The 16,645-nt window shown below is 64.9% G+C and carries 15 protein-coding genes; 12 read left to right on the plus strand and 3 right to left on the minus strand.

What is annotated here, in order from left to right; translation table 11 throughout:
• Positions 1–36: 36 nt before the first annotated feature.
• Genes ABD683_RS15105 through galE form a run of 3 tightly spaced genes read left to right on the plus strand, consistent with a single transcriptional unit; the run spans position 37 to position 5,013 of the window.
• Positions 37–1,980, plus strand: a complete 1,944-nt coding sequence (locus tag ABD683_RS15105) for an ATP-dependent DNA helicase (RefSeq protein ID WP_425548514.1) — start codon at positions 37–39, stop codon at positions 1,978–1,980.
• Positions 1,981–2,034: 54 nt separating this feature from the next.
• Positions 2,035–4,029, plus strand: coding sequence for a hypothetical protein (locus tag ABD683_RS15110; RefSeq protein WP_344770802.1), 1,995 nt, complete (start codon positions 2,035–2,037; stop codon positions 4,027–4,029).
• A gap of 18 nt (positions 4,030–4,047) precedes the next feature.
• The gene (gene galE, locus ABD683_RS15115; RefSeq protein ID WP_344770803.1) at positions 4,048–5,013 is read left to right on the plus strand and encodes a UDP-glucose 4-epimerase GalE; all 966 of its coding nucleotides are present in this window, start codon (positions 4,048–4,050) and stop codon (positions 5,011–5,013) included.
• A gap of 1 nt (position 5,014) precedes the next feature.
• On the opposite strand, the gene lexA is transcribed toward galE, so the two are convergent.
• Positions 5,015–5,737: a transcriptional repressor LexA gene (gene lexA / locus ABD683_RS15120; protein WP_344770804.1), complete on the minus strand. Its 723-nt coding sequence runs from the start codon at positions 5,735–5,737 to the stop codon at positions 5,015–5,017.
• 73 nt (positions 5,738–5,810) lie between these two features.
• Between lexA and ABD683_RS15125 the strand changes: the two genes are divergently transcribed.
• Positions 5,811–6,116: a hypothetical protein gene (locus tag ABD683_RS15125; protein WP_344770805.1), complete on the plus strand. Its 306-nt coding sequence runs from the start codon at positions 5,811–5,813 to the stop codon at positions 6,114–6,116.
• Here ABD683_RS15125 and ABD683_RS15130 read toward each other — a convergent pair.
• Positions 6,099–6,917, minus strand: a complete 819-nt coding sequence (locus tag ABD683_RS15130) for a YihY/virulence factor BrkB family protein (RefSeq protein ID WP_344770806.1) — start codon at positions 6,915–6,917, stop codon at positions 6,099–6,101. The two genes, ABD683_RS15125 and ABD683_RS15130, sit on opposite strands and share 18 nt — an antisense overlap.
• 248 nt (positions 6,918–7,165) lie before the next feature.
• Here ABD683_RS15130 and ABD683_RS15135 point away from each other — a divergent pair, with 248 nt between their 5' ends.
• From ABD683_RS15135 to ABD683_RS15145, 3 genes are all read left to right on the plus strand, one after another.
• The gene (locus ABD683_RS15135) at positions 7,166–7,555 is read left to right on the plus strand and encodes a LysM peptidoglycan-binding domain-containing protein (protein WP_344770807.1); all 390 of its coding nucleotides are present in this window, start codon (positions 7,166–7,168) and stop codon (positions 7,553–7,555) included.
• 215 nt (positions 7,556–7,770) lie between these two features.
• A complete protein-coding gene (locus ABD683_RS15140) occupies positions 7,771–8,445 on the plus strand; it encodes a type 1 glutamine amidotransferase (protein WP_344770808.1) in 675 nt (224 codons plus the stop codon).
• Positions 8,442–8,636, plus strand: a complete 195-nt coding sequence (locus tag ABD683_RS15145; protein WP_344770809.1) for a hypothetical protein — start codon at positions 8,442–8,444, stop codon at positions 8,634–8,636. The genes ABD683_RS15140 and ABD683_RS15145 overlap by 4 nt, the downstream gene beginning before the upstream one ends.
• Positions 8,637–8,729: 93 nt before the next feature.
• Here the strand turns inward: ABD683_RS15145 and ABD683_RS15150 are convergent, their stop codons facing one another.
• On the minus strand, positions 8,730–10,004 hold the full coding sequence (locus tag ABD683_RS15150; protein ID WP_344770810.1) for a choice-of-anchor P family protein: 1,275 nt from the start codon (positions 10,002–10,004) through the stop codon (positions 8,730–8,732).
• 416 nt (positions 10,005–10,420) lie between these two features.
• On the opposite strand from ABD683_RS15150, the gene nrdR reads away from it, so the two are divergent.
• From nrdR to ABD683_RS15175, 5 genes are all read left to right on the plus strand, one after another.
• The gene (gene nrdR, locus ABD683_RS15155) at positions 10,421–10,912 is read left to right on the plus strand and encodes a transcriptional regulator NrdR (protein WP_344770811.1); all 492 of its coding nucleotides are present in this window, start codon (positions 10,421–10,423) and stop codon (positions 10,910–10,912) included.
• A 78-nt stretch (positions 10,913–10,990) separates the two neighbouring features.
• The gene (locus ABD683_RS15160; RefSeq protein WP_344770812.1) at positions 10,991–13,903 is read left to right on the plus strand and encodes a vitamin B12-dependent ribonucleotide reductase; all 2,913 of its coding nucleotides are present in this window, start codon (positions 10,991–10,993) and stop codon (positions 13,901–13,903) included.
• Positions 13,904–14,541: 638 nt separating this feature from the next.
• Positions 14,542–15,132: a hypothetical protein gene (locus ABD683_RS15165; RefSeq protein ID WP_344770908.1), complete on the plus strand. Its 591-nt coding sequence runs from the start codon at positions 14,542–14,544 to the stop codon at positions 15,130–15,132.
• Positions 15,133–15,161: 29 nt separating this feature from the next.
• Entirely contained in the window at positions 15,162–15,551 is a 390-nt protein-coding gene (locus ABD683_RS15170) for a very short patch repair endonuclease (RefSeq protein WP_344770909.1), read from the plus strand.
• A gap of 25 nt (positions 15,552–15,576) precedes the next feature.
• A complete protein-coding gene (locus tag ABD683_RS15175) occupies positions 15,577–16,635 on the plus strand; it encodes a DNA cytosine methyltransferase (RefSeq protein ID WP_344770910.1) in 1,059 nt (352 codons plus the stop codon).
• Positions 16,636–16,645: the final 10 nt, after the last annotated feature.

A 16,645-nucleotide genomic window follows, 5' to 3' on the forward strand; every position in this document is an offset into this window, starting at 1 on the left:
CGGGCTGACGTCGGCGACGGCGGATAGCCTTCGCCTGTGTCCAAGACTCCCGATGTCCGCGCGGTGCTCCACGCCGCCGTCGAGGCGGTCGGGGGAGAGGAACGCCCGGGCCAGATCGAGATGGCCGAGGCCGTCCAGCACTCGCTCGTCAGCGGCGAGCACCTGCTGGTCCAGGCGGGTACGGGCACCGGCAAGTCGCTGGGCTACCTCGTGCCGAGCCTCCTGCACGGCAAGCGCGTCGTCGTGGCCACCGCGACGCTCAACCTGCAGCATCAGCTCGTCGAACGCGACATCCCCGCGCTCAAGGACGCCGCCCGCAAGACCATGGGGGAGGTGCCGCACCACGCCGTCGTCAAGGGACGCAGCAACTACGCCTGCCTGCACCGCGTACGCGAAGGTGCACCCGACGACCAGGGCACGCTCGTCGACGTACCCGAGGGTTCGCTGGGTGCTGAGGTCGTGGAGCTCCGTGAATGGGCGGAGGAGCAGGCCGCTGCGGGCCACAGCGGCGACAAGGACTCCGCGCCGTCCCACACCGAACGAGCCTGGCGGCAGGTCAGCGTCAACCACCGTGAGTGCCTCGGGGCTGCCAGGTGCGCCCACGCCCAGGAGTGCTTCGCCGAGCTGGCCCGCGAGGACGCCCAGGAGGCCCAGCTGATCGTCACCAACCACGCGCTGCTTGCGATCGACGCGATCGACGGCGTGCCGATGCTGCCGGAGTACGCCGCCGTGATCGTCGACGAGGCTCATGAGCTGGCGGCGCGGGTCACCCAGGCGTCGACCGACGAGCTCGACGCCGCCATGATCGAGCGTGCTGCCCGGCGAGCCCGTGCGCAGGCTGATGGCTCAAGCGTCGACGACCTCGCCGATGCTTCCGACGCGCTCAACGACGTTCTCGTCCGCATGGACGAGGGACGCATCGACACCGTCGAAGAGTCGCTGCAGGACGTGCTTGCCCTCGTACGTGACTCCGCCCGTGCCACGTTGTCCGACTTCCCCAAGGAGGACGGCAAGTCCGAGCCCGACGCCGCCCGACAGCAGGCGCGCGGGATGGTCGACGACATCCGCAAGATCGCCGATCGCATGGCCTCGAAGGGTGACACCGAGGTGCTCTGGATGAGCGCAGGTCAGCGCGAGAAGCAGCTCCACATCGCACCGATCGACGTGTCCGCGAGCCTGCGCGAGAAGCTCTTCGCCGACAAGACCGTCGTGCTGACGAGTGCCACCCTCAAGCTCGGCGGTGGCTTCGATCCGGTTGCCCGGTCGCTGGGACTCGAACCCGGCGACGAGTCGTGGAGCTCCCTCGACGTGGGCTCGCCGTTCGACTACCAGAAGCAGGGCATGCTCTACGTCGCCAAGGACCTCCCGCTGCCGGGCCGCGATGGCCTGGAGGAGACGCAGCTCGCGGAGATCACGGCGCTCGTCGAGGCGGCCGGTGGCCGTACGCTCGGGCTCTTCTCCTCACGCCGTGCCGCCGAGCGTGCCGCCGAGGTCGTACGCGAACGCCTCCCTGACATCGACATCTGGTGCCAGGGTGATGCCCAGCTTCCGGAGCTGGCACGGCGCTTCGCGGAGACTCCGAGCACCTGCTTGTTCGGCACCCTGAGCCTCTGGCAGGGCGTCGACCTGCCGGGCGACACGTGCCAGCTGGTGATCATCGACCGCATCCCGTTCCCGCGACCCGACGACCCGCTGATGAGTGCGCGCCAGCGACTCGTCGAGAAGCGCGGCGGCAACGGGTTCATGAGCGTCGCCGCCAACCACGCGGCGCTGCTGCTGGCGCAGGGGACCGGCCGACTCATCCGCCGGGCCACCGACAAGGGTGTGGTCGCGATCCTCGACCCGCGCATCGTCACGGCCCGCTACGGATCATTCCTTGCGGCGTCCCTGCCGGACATGTGGCGCACGACCGATCGCGATGTGGCGCTGGCCGCACTGCGCCGTCTGGACGCGGCCGCGGATGCAGCCCAGGCCCGCTGACTTTGGTAGCCTGTGCCAGACCCTTTTCGCCCAACGCTCTCGGGGAACTCCTTCATGACCTCACGTTTCTCCCGCCTGTCCGTGCTCGCGTGCATCACGGCGCTCGCAGGAGGCCTCCTCGTGGCGTCGCCCGCGGCCCAGGCCGCAACCGGCGGGGTCTCCGTCACGACGTCGAAGGTCGCCCAGTTCGCCGCCCCTGACCTGCGCACGGCCGTCCCGGTCAAGTGCACCGCCACGGCCACCTGCACCGGCGTCGTGCGCTGGTACAACGGCGCCACGGTCATCAGCACGCCGCTCTACTACTCGGTCGCCAAGGGCACCACGGCGTACGTGTGGACGAAGCTCAACGCGGCATACTCCGGTTCCTACACCATCAAGTTTGCCGAGACCGGACCTGACACGGGCTCCTACACCAAGACGATGACCATTGAGCCGCGCAAGTACTCCACGCCTGTGGGCGGCACGATTTCCGGCCCGGTCGGCGGAATCACCGACATGAAGGTCAGCCGCTGGGGATTCAAGTACGGCGTGATCACCAGGCTCGACTCGAAGGCCATTGCCTTCAACGGTTCAACGCCCTACTCGTTCGACGTCCCGCTTGGCACCAACAACACGGCCACCATCGACTACCGCTTCAGCATCAGCGCCAAGGTCAACGGTGTCACGCGTGAGTGGTACTGGCGTGGCAGCCCGACTGGCACGACCTACTCGGCCACCAAGACCCAGCACCACGCCAGCCCGGTCAAGGACGTCAACGGTCACTACAACTTCACGTTCGGCACGATCTCGGGCGGCGTCAGCGGTCCCGGCGCCTCGACCGCCAAGGTTCGGGTCATCGGTACTCCTGCTGTCATGCCGACGACCCAGACCGGTCGCAAGGACCTCGACGAGCCCTATTGCGGCGACGAGTACGGCACGGCCACCGGCAGCAGCTTCTCAATCCCGTTCATTCCGGTCAGCACTACTTCGTCCGATCCGCGCTACATCGTGGGCGTCATCCCCGACCCGGACGTTGCCGTTCCGGCCTGGAATGACTCGAAGGCCCCCGACAAGTACGGCAGCTGCCTCGCGGCCCGCAACTACTCCGACTCGAGCACGTCCGGACTGCTCAGCTTTGGCGGCGGCAACACACTGACCGGTGTCAACACGACGCTCACCACCGGCGAGACCGTTCACGGCGTCGTGACATTCCGCGGGTTTGGTGATCGTTTCACCGACCGCAAGCTCGACATCCGCCCCTACGTCCCGCACGGCGGCATCCTCAATCTCCCCATCGTCAAGCGGAGCGACGTCACGGGTGTCGTCAAGGTGGGCAGCGACAGAGCAGGCACCTACAGCATCGACAAGCTGCCGCCCGGAAAGTACTGGGTCTCCGCGGGCCGCCAACAGTCCTGCTCGTTCTGGTACCCGAGCTACTACTCCAACAACCTGACCTACCTCAGCGGTGAAGCCGACCGCGAGACCGAGATCTGGAAGTCGTTCAGTCGGCTCTCCTATCTTTCGGGCAAGTACTACAGCCCGGACGCCTCCGACAACCCGGTACCTGGGCAGATCTACGTCGACGGCCTTGAGGGCATCGCCTACGACCATGGTGCTCGCTACCAGAACGGCGGCGGCCTCTACTACGGCTCCCAGGCCCAGAACGGCTCGCCGGGTGGCGGCTACGCCGGCTGGATGTACCGCGACGTTTGCGTGACCGAAGGTGCCGGCGCCTACAAGTTGATTGACACCGAGAACCCCGCGATCAACGGCAACCTGCTCGACCTCAAGGGCGCCACGATCTCCGGCAAGGTCGACCGCGACGGCTCCAAGACCAACAAGGAGATGATGGTCACGGCGGTCTCGACGCAGGGCATCCTCGTCCAGCGTTCGGCCTACACCAGCAGCAGCGGCTCGTTCACGATCCGTGGTCTCGAGTCGGGCAACTACCGCATCATCGTCAACACCGACTCGTGGCGCGGTCTCGGCCGCAGCCACTCCGGCGTGCAGACCAAGCGCGTCACCCGTGGCGGCAGCTACAGCGTCGGCACGTTGTACGCACACTTCTGATCGGCGCCGGCCTCACCCGTGACTGTTCTCATCACCGGCGGGGCCGGCTACATCGGTTCGCACATCGTGCGGGCGTTTCGATCAGCCGGCCTCGACTGCCTCGTCGTCGACGACTTCTCCAGCGGTCACCGTGAGTTCGTCCCCGATGACGTGATCCTGGTCGACTCGTCGATCCTCGAGACCAAGATTCTCGCCAAGGCGATGGTGGAGCACGAGGTCGATGCGGTCGTCCACCTCGCGGGGTTCAAGTACGCCGGTGTCTCCGTGCACCGCCCGCTCCACACGTACGAGCAGAACGTGCAGGGCACCGTGAGCCTCCTGCAGGCGATGCACGAGGCCGACGTCGACAAGATCGTGTTCTCGTCGAGCGCCGCGGTCTACGGCACGCCCGACGTCGACATCGTGACGGAGCAGACTCCCACGGCGCCCGAGTCGCCTTACGGCGAGACCAAGCTCATCGGCGAGTGGCTGATGAGCTCGACCGCCAAGGCGCACCCGCTGCACCACACGTCGCTGCGCTACTTCAACGTCGTCGGCTCGGCGACGCCGGAGCTCTACGACTCGAGCCCGCACAACCTCTTCCCGCTGGTCATCGAGGCACTGCTCGAGGGTCGTACGCCGCGCATCAACGGCGACGACTACCCGACACCCGACGGCACCTGCGTACGCGACTACATCCATGTCGCCGATCTCGCTGACGCCCACGTGGTCGCCGCGCAGAAGCTGCTGGCGGGCACTGACCTGGAGCCGGTCTACAACCTCGGCAGCGGTGACGGTGTCTCCGTGCGCGAGATCATGACCGCGGTCGCCGAAGCCACCGGCATTGCGTTCGAACCCGAGGTCGGCCCGCGCCGTGAGGGCGATCCGGCCCGAATCGTCGCTTCAGGCGAGCTGGCCGCGCGTGATCTCGGCTGGGCGATGCGTCACACGGTCGCCGACATGGTCAGCAGCGCCTGGCAAGCCCGCTCCTTAGCGGGCGGGTGAGTTAGACCCGGCGGAGGACTGTCGTGACGATGCCGAGGATCGTGGCGTGGTCGCCGTCGATGGGGGAGTAGGCCTCGTTGTGCGGCAGCAACCACACGTGGCCGTCCTTGCGCTGGAACGTCTTGACCGTGGCCTCGCCGTCGAGCATCGCTGCGACGATGTCGCCGTTGTTGGCGGTCTGCTCCTGGCGTACGACGACATAGTCGCCGTTGCAGATCGCGGCGTCGATCATCGAGTCGCCCACGACCTGGAGCATGAACAGCGTGCCCTCGCCGACCAGTGACTTGGGCAGCGGGAAGATCTCTTCGACCTGCTCCGTCGCCAGGATCGGACCACCCGCGGCGATGCGACCGACCATCGGGACGTTGACAGGTGCCGGCATGGCGTCGCCGATGCCGGTCTCGTCGAACGTCGCCTCGGCTGCCGAACCCATCGAGCGGCGTGCCGCCATGACGTCGGGCAGGAAGATCTCGAGTGCCCGGGGACGGTTGGGGTCGCGCTTGACGTAGCCGAGGCCCTCGAGCGTACGAAGCTGGTGTGCGACGGACGAGGTGCTCGTCAGGCCGACCGCAGCACCGATCTCGCGCATGCTCGGCGGATAGCCGCGCTTGGCGATCTCTTCGTGCAGGAACTCCAGCACCTTGCGCTGTCGGGCGGTGAGCCCGGTGGAGTCGGCGGGGCCGTCCGGGAGCTCGGTGACTTCGGCTGTGCGATCGTCGCTCATGCAGGGAGCCTAACCCCGAACACCTGTTCAATTCAAACACCTGTTCGATAGCGTGTCGCCGTACGCTGAGGTCATGAGCTATCTCGTCGTGGGCACGAAGTCGGGCACTGCATGGGACGTTGAGGTCAGGGGAGTGGGTACGACGACATCGCCCGACCTCAACGGCGTCGAGGCTGCGGCGCGGGCTCTGCTGGCGGCCGAGGGCAAGACCGACTCGGCGACGGTCGACCTGCAGCTGCTCCTGCCGGACTTCGAGGCAGACCTCAGCGAGGAGCGTGTGCCACACGGCAACCGTCCCAACATCGAGCTCATCAGCGGTCTGATCCTGCTCGCCGTCGTCGTCGGTGCGGTTGCCTTCGTCCTAGGCCGCGTCCTCTAGCTCGGGGTTCACCCGGCCTTCCTCGAGGGCTTCGACGGTGGCACCGAGCAGCAGCGCGTACAGGCCGATCCAGAGCCACAGCAGCAGCACGACGACGCCGGCGAGCGCACCGTACGTCTTGCCGTAGCTGCCGAAGTTGTCGACGTACACCGAGAACCCGACCGACACGAGGATCCAGAGTGCGCTGGCGACGAGGACGCCCCTGCTGATGAGGTGGCCGTGCTCCCCGCGGCGGTCGGGAGCGATCCGGAACAACACGCCGATCGCCACGACGATCGCGCCGGTGAGCAACACCCAGCGCAGGCCGCCGAGCCAGGCGGAGTCGACCACCGCCGGCACGACCGCGACCAGGGTCACGACGAGCGCGAAGAACACGATCGCGGCGAGGGTGAGGCCCAGGGCCTTGGCCTTCCGCTCGATGACGTTGTGACGGTCGCGATGTCCGAACATCAGGTTGATCGCGGTGACCAGGTTGCCGACACCGCCCGAGGCGCCGTACACCGCGAGCGCGACGGCGATGACGAGGCCCACGCCCAGCGAGCCGGACGACGTCGACGTGAGCGAGTCGAGCTGCCCGTTGACGACCGACGCAGCGTCCGAGGGAAGCGCGTCGGCGATGTCCTCCGACTGCCTCTGCACCGTCTCCGGGCTGGCGACGAGCCCGTACAACGTCACCGCGGCGATCATCGCGGGAAACAGCGAGAGGAACGCATAGAAGGCGACGCCGGCGGCGAGCAGGGGAGCCTGTCGGGCGGAGGCCTGCTTCCATGCGGCGACGACGTGCTGACGAAAAGTGGTCACGGCTCGACGTTAGTGCGGGCGCGGCGTGCCCGCCTGTCGAACAAACTTTGTCTGCGATGACAGGGAAAACACGGGCTGTTCGAAATTCTGTTCGACAAATGCGTGCTTTTGTCGGACACCTCCTCTAGTGTCGTACATGTGTTCGATCGAACGCCTGTTCGCACCACTCGAATGACATCGAAGAGCAGGGTTCGCTCGAACGCACCAAGTCAAAACACACCGTCTCACTTCCCCCACGGAGGCACCCCATGAGCAGCATCGCATTCGATCACAGCCCGAGCCGCACGGCCGTACGACCGCCGCGCCACCTAGTCGCCGTTCCCGACCTGCCGACCCCGCCGGCCCTGCGCCTGACGCGCCGCGGCAAGGCGTTCGTCCTGGGTGTCTCGATCGCGATCATCGCGGTTCTCGTGGTGCTGTTCGGCTCGTCGTCCCTCGCGGGCGACACCCCCGGCGTCGCACCCCAGACCACCACGGTCACGGTCCTGCCGGGTCACACCCTCTGGGAGATCGCCGCTGACGCCAACCCCAACGGAGACATCCGTTCGACCGTCGACGACATCCTGCGCCTCAACTCCCTCCCCAACGCCTCCGCCCTGCAGATGGGATCGGAGATCGCGGTGCCGGTCTACCACTAGACGCACCACACAGAAGTCCGCGGCAGCTGCTGGGAATGGGGGTCCCCCCACGACCGTGCGAATCCTGGGAAGAGGTTCGCAAGCTCCCCAATAGGGGGCAGCTGACCGCGGTCTTCTGCGTTCGCACCCATCCGGCCCCTGGCTGTGAGGAACGAGCAGCGTGAGCGGAGCGCCAACCGTCAGGTCACCGATGAACGGGGTGGGAGGATGGACGCATGAGGATCCATGTCATTGCTGACGTCGTCGACTCCGACGGCGGCTACGTCGTCGAACGGCTCGAGCAGCGCGGCGGTGAGATCGTGCTGCTCGATCGTGACGCACTGCCGGCCTACGCGCGAGGCGCAGACCTGATCCTGCTGCTGGGCTCCGACCGTTCGGCGCACGAGCCCAAGTGGGTCGGCGTCGTGGAGGCGGAGTCGGCGTTCGTACGCGCAGCGCTGCGTGACGGCACGCCCGTGATCGGCATCTGCTACGGCGCTCAGCTGATGGCTCGGGCGCTCGGCGGTACGTCGTGGCGCGCCGACGCGGCCGAGGTCGGCTGGCAGCGCATCGACACGACCGACCCCGTGCTATGCCCTGAAGGACCGTGGGCGCAGCTGCACAGTGACGTGTTCGCGCCGCCGCCCACGGCTCGTGTGCTCGGCACGTCGTGGCGCGGCACCCAGTGCTTCATCGACGACTCGCTGGGCACCCGGGCGATCGCGTGGCAGTTCCACCCCGAGGTGACGCCGACGACGTACGAGCGCTGGGTCAACGAGGGCTACTACGGCGACGGGGGAGTCGACGAGAAGGACCTGATCCGCCAGGCGTACGACAACGCCGCACGCAGTCGCATCGCCGCCCACGAGCTCACCGACGCGGCGCTGACGTTCCTGGGCGTCGACGCGTGAAGCGTCCCAGCGGATTTGCGTGGGTCGTCCGTGGCAAGGAGGTCGTCATCTCCCACCATGGGCGTGAGGCGACGGTTCTGCGCGGCGCGAAGGCGATCACGTTCGTGCAGGATGCCGAGTCCGGCGACGAACAGCTGCTGATGGCGCGCCTGACCGGCAACTACAAGCACGGCAACGAGCGCCGCCGCTAGCCATCCGCTCAACCGCTGTGGGGCGACTCCAGACACAGCAAGGCCAGCGGGTTACCCGAGGTGCCCGCTGGCCTTGGTCTGTGCAGGGGGTTTTTAGAAGACGATCGACCCGGCGATGCCGACGTAGATCTCCGCGCCGACCTTGAGTCCGCTTCGCGGCTTCAGCAGCGTGACGTGGAGTGCGGTCACGGTGTTGGCGCGGGCGTCCTTGGCCTGCTCGTTGATCACGATCCGGGCGACGCCCGGAACCTCGATCACGGTGTTGGGCTTGAAGTCCAGCGTGAGGATCTTCTTGCCGTTGATGTAGAGCCCCACGATGTCGGTGTGCGGCGTCTGGGCACGGTCACCGTTCGCGAACTTCTCCGACTTCGCCGACACCTTGACGGCATCAGCCTTGATCAGGCCGTTGAGGATGTTGACCTTGCCGATGTTGTTGGTGTGCGTGATCTCGGCTGCTGTCGGCGAGGTGACGCCGTTCGCGGTCGAGGAGACAGCGGCCAGGCTGAGGATCATCGGGACGTTGACCGCAGCCGTGCTGTTGGTCAGGTCGTAGCCGAACGTTCCACCCGGGGGAGTGGCGACGTACGCGGTGGGACCGGTCACGGCCGTGACGGTGTCACCGGCGTTGATCGTCGCGTACGTGCCGCGGGCATAACCGCCGAGGCCGAGGTTGCCGGTGCTGGGTCCACGCGGGGCCAGGATGGCCGACGTCGGGTTGACGACGATCGTGGTGCCGGCCGGTGAGCCCGCGTACGCCTTGAGCAGCGTGACCTTGAGCGCCGAACCGGTGACGGTGACGCTCGGGCCCTGGATGTCGACCTTCTGCTCGTTGAGGACGATCTCAGCGACGCCGTAGATCTTGACGCCGAAGTTGTTGCTCGGGTTGGCGCCGATCTTCTTGCCGTTGATGATCAGGCCGAGGATCTCCGAGCTGCTCTTGCCGCTGAGGGCGACACCGTCACGCTTGGCCTGGGTGACCGTCTTGATCGCGTCGAGCTTGATCAGGCCGTTGAGGAGCGTGGCCTTGCCGGTCTCGGCGTTGGCGGTCGTGGTGGTGACGTCGCCTTCCTTGGTCGCGTTGACCTCGGTCTTGACGGCGTCCACGGTTGCGAGGCCGCCGACCTTGGCGCTGGCGATCGTGTTGGAGTTGGAGTTGGGGTAGACCTCGCCGGAGATGCCGGACTGGGACGTGAGGTCGGACACGACGGTGCCGTTGAGGGCGTTGGCGTACGTTCCTCCGGCCTTGGTGTTGTATGCGTACGGCGTGGTCGGGTCAGGCTCGGCCGCGTTGGCGACCGTGGTCAGCGTGAGAGTCGTTGCCAGCGCGGTCAGCGTGGCTGCCACTGCTGCAAGGGGGCGACGGGACATGGTGAGCTCCGGATGGTCGTTTGCCACTGGCGTTCGAGGGAATGTGTCCAGCTGGCGCTAGTGAGATCAACGAAAGTTCAAGCAGATCGTCACGTGTCGCAACGAATATGGCTCTTTCGAACCATGCGACACGCCGCGTTCTCGACGGCCGAAAGCGCCCTGACCTGCTGCTTTGTCCGCACGCAGAAAAAGTGTCACACGCGTCGTGGATGGTGTTGCACGGTCCACACCTGCGGCGTACAGTGGCACTAGATCTAGTAGTTACACCGATGTTGTTCGTCCACATCTAGTTCCACAGGCGTGGATGGGTTACACACCGAATACCAGGAAATCCACAACGGTTTCCACAATGTTCTCCCCAGTCCGGGAGGGCATACACGACTCGGATAGCCCTTTGTATGGGAAAGGAGCACGCGATGCATTGTCCGTTCTGCAAGAACACCGACACCAAGGTCCTGGACAGCCGTGTCGCTGACGAAGGTGGAGCCATCCGCCGGCGTCGTTCGTGCTCTGAGTGCAACAAGCGCTTCACCACGATCGAGCAGATGCAGCTCACCGTCGTGAAGCGTTCTGGAGCCACCGAGCCCTTCCTCCGTGACAAGGCGATCGCCGGAGTCCGCAAGGCCTGCAAGGGCCGCCCGGTCTCCGATGACGACTTGGCGCGACTCGGCCAGCAGGTCGAGGACACCCTCCGCGATTCGGGATGCGCTGAAGTGCCGGCCCACGAAGTCGGCCTCGCCATCCTCGAACCGCTCAAGAGCCTCGACGAGGTCGCCTACCTGCGATTCGCGAGCGTCTACAAGGCGTTCGAGTCCGCAGACGACTTCGCCGCCGAGATCGCCAGCATCATGTCGGCCACGGCCGATGGCGAGCTCGCCGAAGAGACCGCGCAACGCCGCAAGACCTAGACATTTCGCCGGCCAGGCCTGCGAGACAGCAACACCCACACACCTCCCCACCGCACACGCAGATTTAGGAGCATTCCCATGACGGAGACGGTCAACGGACCCACCGGGTCCTCGCGCAAGACTTCAAGCAAGAGCAAAGGCGCCGGCCTGAAGATCGAGCGTGTCTACACGACCGAAGGCGTCCACCCCTACGACGAGGTCACCTGGGAACGCCGCGACGTCGTGCAGACCAACTGGAAGACCGGCGAAAACGTCTTCGAGCAGCGTGGTGTGGAGTTCCCCGACTTCTGGAGCGTCAACGCCTCCACGATCGTCACCACCAAGTACTTCCGTGGCGCGATCGGCTCGCCGGAGCGCGAGCAGAGCCTCCGCCAGCTCCTCGACCGTGTCGTCCTGACCTACACGCAGGCCGGCCGCGACAACGGCTACTTCGCCGACGAGCAGCAGGCGACGATCTTCGAGCACGAGCTGACGCACATGCTCCTGCACCAGGTCTTCAGCTTCAACAGCCCGGTGTGGTTCAACGTCGGCACCACGAGCCCCCAGCAGGTCTCCGCCTGCTTCATCCTTGCGGTGGATGACTCGATGGACTCGATCCTCAACTGGTACCGCGAAGAGGGAATGATCTTCAAGGGCGGCTCGGGAGCCGGCCTCAACCTCTCGCGCATCCGTTCCTCCAAGGAGCTGCTGAAGTCCTCCGGCGGTACGGCATCCGGTCCCGTCTCCTTCATGCGCGGCGCTGACGCGTCGGCCGGCACCATCAAGTCCGGTGGCGCCACGCGTCGTGCGGCCAAGATGGTCGTGCTCGACGTCGATCACCCCGACATCGAGGAGTTCATCCACACCAAGGAGCGCGAGGAGGACAAGATCCGCGTCCTCCGCGATGCCGGCTACGACATGGATCTCGGCGGCGCCGACATCACGTCGGTCCAATACCAGAACGCCAACAACTCGATCCGCGTCAACGACGAGTTCATGCAGGCCGTCGAGCGCGGCACCGAGTTCGGGCTGCGCGCTCGTACGAACGGTGAGGTCATCGAGACCGTCGACGCCCGCAAGCTGTGGGGCGACATCGCCCAGGCCGCGTGGGCCTGCGCCGATCCCGGCATCCAGTACGACGGCGTGATCAACGACTGGCACACCTCGCCCGAGGCCGGCCGCATCACGGCGTCCAACCCGTGCTCCGAATACATGCACCTCGACAACTCGAGCTGCAACCTCGCCTCGCTCAACCTGCTGAAGTTCCTCAAGGACGACGGCTCGTTCGACACCACGACGTTCGTCAAGGCCGTCGAGTTCATCATCACCGCGATGGACATCTCGATCTGCTTCGCCGACTTCCCGACCGAGGCGATCGGTGACACCACGCGTGCCTACCGCCAGCTCGGCATCGGTTTTGCCAACCTCGGCGCGCTGCTCATGGCGTCGGGCCTGGCGTACGACTCCGACGGTGGCCGCGCTCTCGCTGCCTCGATCACCTCGCTGATGACCGGTACGTCCTACCGTCGCTCCGCCGAGGTCGCCGGTGTCGTCGGACCGTACGACGGCTTCGCGCTCAACGCCTCGGCGCACGAGCGGGTCATGCGCAAGCACCAGGCCGCCAACGACGAGATCCGCACGCTGCACGCGATCGACATCGCGGTGCACCGTGAGGCCGCCAAGCAGTGGAAGCTCAACCTCGAGATCGGCCAGAAGAACGGTTGGCGCAACAGCCAGGCGTCGGTGCTCGCGCCGACCGGCACGATCGGCTTCATGATGGACTGCGACACGACCGGCATCGAGCCGGACTTCTCGCTGGTCAAGTTCAAGAAGCTGGTCGGTGGCGGTTCGATGCAGATCGTCAACCAGACGATCCCGGCAGCGCTCAAGAAGCTCGGCTACGCCGGCGAGACGATCGAGGCGATCGTCGAGTTCATCGGCGAAAACGGTCACGTCGTCGACGCGCCGGGTCTCAAGACCGAGCACTACTCGATCTTCGACACCGCCATGGGCCAGCGCTCCATCGCTCCGATGGGCCACGTGCACATGATGGCCGCGTGCCAGCCGTTCCTGTCGGGTGCCATCTCCAAGACGGTCAACCTGCCGGAGTCGGCCACGGTCGAAGAGATCCAGGATGTCTACTTCCAGGGTTGGAAGCTCGGCCTGAAGGCGCTCGCGGTCTACCGCGACAACTGCAAGGTCGGCCAGCCGCTCTCGGACGGCAAGGAGGCCAAGTCCTCCGGTTCGACCGAGGCTGAGGTCAAGACGGTCATCGTCGAGAAGCCGATCCGTCGCAAGATGCCCAAGTCGCGTCAGTCGATCACGACGTCGTTCTCCGTGGGTGGCGCCGAGGGTTACATGACCTCGGGTGCTCACGAGGATGGTCAGCTCGGCGAGATCTTCATGAAGCTCGGCAAGCAGGGCTCGACCCTCGCCGGCATGATGGACGCCTTCTCGATCGCGATCAGCATCTCGCTGCAGTACGGCGTGCCGCTGGAGACCTTCGTGCAGAAGTTCACCAACATGAAGTTCGAGCCGGCCGGTCTGACCGATGACCCGGATGTCCGTATGAGCCAGTCGATCATGGACTACACGTTCCGTCGCCTGGCCCTCGACTACCTGGACTTCGACACCCGCTCGGCCCTGGGCATCCACTCGGCCGATGAGCGCCAGCGCTACCTCGACACGGGCTCCCACCAGCCCATCAGCGCTGGCAGCACAGCCGCCGAGCTGATCGAGGACGATTCGCCCGCCAGGGAGCGAAGCGACCGTGAGGCCGAAGGCCGAGGCGAGGCAACAGAAGCACCCAAGGTGACCGAGGCAGCAGCCGAAGTTGTCGCCGAGGCAGCGAAGCCCGCACCCCAGACGGCCCACACGAGCGCTGAGCTCCTGGAAGTCATCACCGGCTCCGCAGTCGACTCGCCGCTCTGCATGACCTGCGGAACCAAGATGCGTCCCGCCGGCTCCTGCCACGTCTGCGAAGGCTGCGGCAGCACCAGCGGCTGCAGCTGATCATTGCCGAACCTAGACCGGAGGCTGGCCCAGGGCCGCCCTCCGGTCTAGTTGTCGGCTCGGACGTTTGCCGGCGAGTAGTGTCCGACAATGACAGTTGGAGACATTGCAACTTGGGTTGGATCAATCGCAACAGTGTGCGCATTGGGGTTTGCTGGATGGCAGCTTCGTTCCTCCAGGCGAGCAGAGTTGGCTGTCAGGCAGGCAGAGATAAAAGGGGTCGCAGTCGAGTGGCGAGCGACCGTGGTGCCCCGCGTGCCCGACCCGGACGGTTCCGGAATGTGGGTGTACGAGATAACCGTCAACAATCCTGGCCGACTTCCAATCACATACGTTGAGGTCGAGGTGACATTTCCAGTGGATGTGAGGCGGCATCACCACGACGGTCACGTGGGTCGCCCGGTGAGGAGCTTCACTCTGAGCGCACCGGTCGTGGTGGCCGGTGGAAATCGGCCGTGGAAGCGAAGGCTCTATATTCCTTTTGAATCCCGGAACGAGCTGAAGCGCACGACGGCTGTTGTCACCTTTCAAGTGGCGGACGGCGGTCGTTACTCCAATAGGTGGCCGCGATAGCAGAGTGAATATGTCGATGGGGTGAAGACCGGACTCAGAAGCCCGACCTATGCGAGGCTTTCGCTATGAGCGCTAAGAATCGTCTCCGGATCTGGGTCGTCGAAGCCTTGGACGCTCTCGGAGGTTCGGCCCATCTCGTCGAGGTGTCCCGGACGATCTGGGAGCAACATGAAGCTGATCTGCGGGCATCCGGAAACCTGTTCTTCACTTGGCAGTATGACGTCCGCTGGGCGGCTCAGACTCTTCGAGACAAGGGAGTGCTTACGAGCATGGCAGGCGACCGTTCAGGCGTGTGGTCCCTTGTGAGGCCCGCTATAGGTGCGCCCTCCGTGGGCGGCACTGATTGGTCAGGTGCGGAGATCGAGCGGGTTGTAAGCACGTACATGGGAATGCTCGGCGCAGAGATGAAATCTGAGCCCTACGTAAAAGCCGTAGCCATTCGCTCCGTGAGCGACAGTACCGGTCGGAGTCGCGGGTCAGTCGAGTTCAAATTCGCGAATATATCGGCAGTTCTGGACGAGATGGGACTCCGATTCGTTGCGGGTTACAAGCCCCGACCGAACTATCAGGCGCAGTTGCGAGCCGGGGTAGCCGATTTTGTGAGGCGTGAATCGATGACGGCATTCGGAGATGGCCTTCTGCTGGTCGATCGTTGACGAGCTGCACTCCGGCAGTCTCCTCTCGAATGATTCGTCAAAGGTCGCGAGACACCCTGCCGGAGCTCGAATTGCGCCACGCACTTCATGGCATGGGCTATCGGTATCGTGTGAACTTTCCTGTTCCAGGCATGCCACGACGATCCATAGATGTCGCGTTCACGCGTTCCAAGGTGGCGGTCTTCGTCGACGGATGCTTTTGGCACGGATGCCCAGTTCACGCAACTTGGCCAAAGACGAACGCAGATTGGTGGAAACGCAAGATCTTACGGAACCGTGCGCGGGACTCTGAGACTTCCGAGCTGCTTCGCTCGCAGGGATGGACCGTTGTGCGAATTTGGGAGCACGTTCAGGTGAGCGCCGCAGTGCAGGTGATCGAATCGATAATCGATGCGCCGGCGCGTCGAATCAGGAGCTGAAAAGACTCCGCTTAGACTCGGGCTTATGCCGCTCCAACTCAGCATGATCGACCTGTTTGCTGGTTGCGGTGGTCTCACGGCCGGCTTCACGGCGACTGGACGGGTCGACCCGATCGCAGCGGTTGAGCTTGATGAAGATGCAGCAGCTACCTACGCTCAGAACTTTGGCGAACACGTCTACGTCGGTGATATTGCCGAATGGGTCGCTGGCGATTTGCCAGCAGCGGACATCATCGTTGGAGGCCCGCCTTGTCAAGGCTTTTCTCAGCTCGGGAAGAAGGATCCTAACGATCCAAGAAGCATCATGTGGTCGCACTACGTCGAGGCATTGATCAAGGTGAGACCGCGATACTTCGTGCTTGAAAATGTTCCCCAGTTCCTCAAGGCTCCTCAGTTCCTTGAATTCTCCGCTGAATTTCGGCGCGGTGGGCGGCTCGAGGACTACAAGATTGAAGTGTTCAAGGTCAACGCAGCCGACTACGGTGCCGCGCAGAACAGACGTCGAGCCGTCGTCGTTGGGTCGCCTCGCGCGTCCGCAAACGTCCGTCTAGAAGGACTCGTCGGTGCGCCGATATCGGTCGCTTCAGCGTGGAGGGACATGCCGACTACTGTGACCGAAACTGATCTGCCGACCAGCTCAACAGTATTGAACGGACGCATTGTCCCTGGGCCATTCAAACTCCAGGACATTCATGTCACCAGGCGCCCGACACAGTTGTCGAGATCGCGGTACGCGGCAATTCCGGTGGGAGGTGACAGGCGTGACTTGCCGGATGACCTGAAGGCACCATGCTGGATCAAGCACACATCTGGCTCTGCCGATGTCATGGGTCGCCTACATGCGGATCGTCCAAGCGTCACAATCCGGACGGAGTTCTATAAGCCTGAGAAGGGGCGCTACCTTCATCCCACGGCAAATCGCCCCATTACTCACGCAGAAGCCGCCCTGATTCAAGGCTTCGACGAAAAGTTCGGCTGGTGTGGAACCAAGGTTTCAATAGCCAAGCAGATTGGGAATGCGGTCCCGCCGCCCCTAGCGAGCGCAATTGCCCTTGCTCTGCTCGCACACCACGACGGTGGTTGAGGAATCGGCA

Source organism: Aeromicrobium panaciterrae (assembly GCF_039537165.1).
In the GTDB taxonomy this organism is placed as follows: Bacteria; Actinomycetota; Actinomycetes; order Propionibacteriales; family Nocardioidaceae; genus Aeromicrobium; species Aeromicrobium panaciterrae.

Bases quoted from the DNA above. Each gene is read 5' to 3' on its own strand.
- ABD683_RS15110 (WP_344770802.1), top strand. From the start codon at position 2,035: ATGACCTCACGTTTCTCCCGCCTGTCCGTGCTCGCGTGCATCACGGCG.
- lexA (WP_344770804.1), bottom strand. From the start codon at position 5,737: ATGAGCGACGATCGCACAGCCGAAGTCACCGAGCTCCCGGACGGCCCC.
- ABD683_RS15125 (WP_344770805.1), top strand. From the start codon at position 5,811: ATGAGCTATCTCGTCGTGGGCACGAAGTCGGGCACTGCATGGGACGTT.
- ABD683_RS15135 (WP_344770807.1), top strand. From the start codon at position 7,166: ATGAGCAGCATCGCATTCGATCACAGCCCGAGCCGCACGGCCGTACGA.
- ABD683_RS15140 (WP_344770808.1), top strand. From the start codon at position 7,771: ATGAGGATCCATGTCATTGCTGACGTCGTCGACTCCGACGGCGGCTAC.
- ABD683_RS15150 (WP_344770810.1), bottom strand. From the start codon at position 10,004: ATGTCCCGTCGCCCCCTTGCAGCAGTGGCAGCCACGCTGACCGCGCTG.
- nrdR (WP_344770811.1), top strand. From the start codon at position 10,421: ATGCATTGTCCGTTCTGCAAGAACACCGACACCAAGGTCCTGGACAGC.
- ABD683_RS15160 (WP_344770812.1), top strand. From the start codon at position 10,991: ATGACGGAGACGGTCAACGGACCCACCGGGTCCTCGCGCAAGACTTCA.
- ABD683_RS15165 (WP_344770908.1), top strand. From the start codon at position 14,542: ATGAGCGCTAAGAATCGTCTCCGGATCTGGGTCGTCGAAGCCTTGGAC.
- ABD683_RS15170 (WP_344770909.1), top strand. From the start codon at position 15,162: ATGATTCGTCAAAGGTCGCGAGACACCCTGCCGGAGCTCGAATTGCGC.
- ABD683_RS15175 (WP_344770910.1), top strand. From the start codon at position 15,577: ATGCCGCTCCAACTCAGCATGATCGACCTGTTTGCTGGTTGCGGTGGT.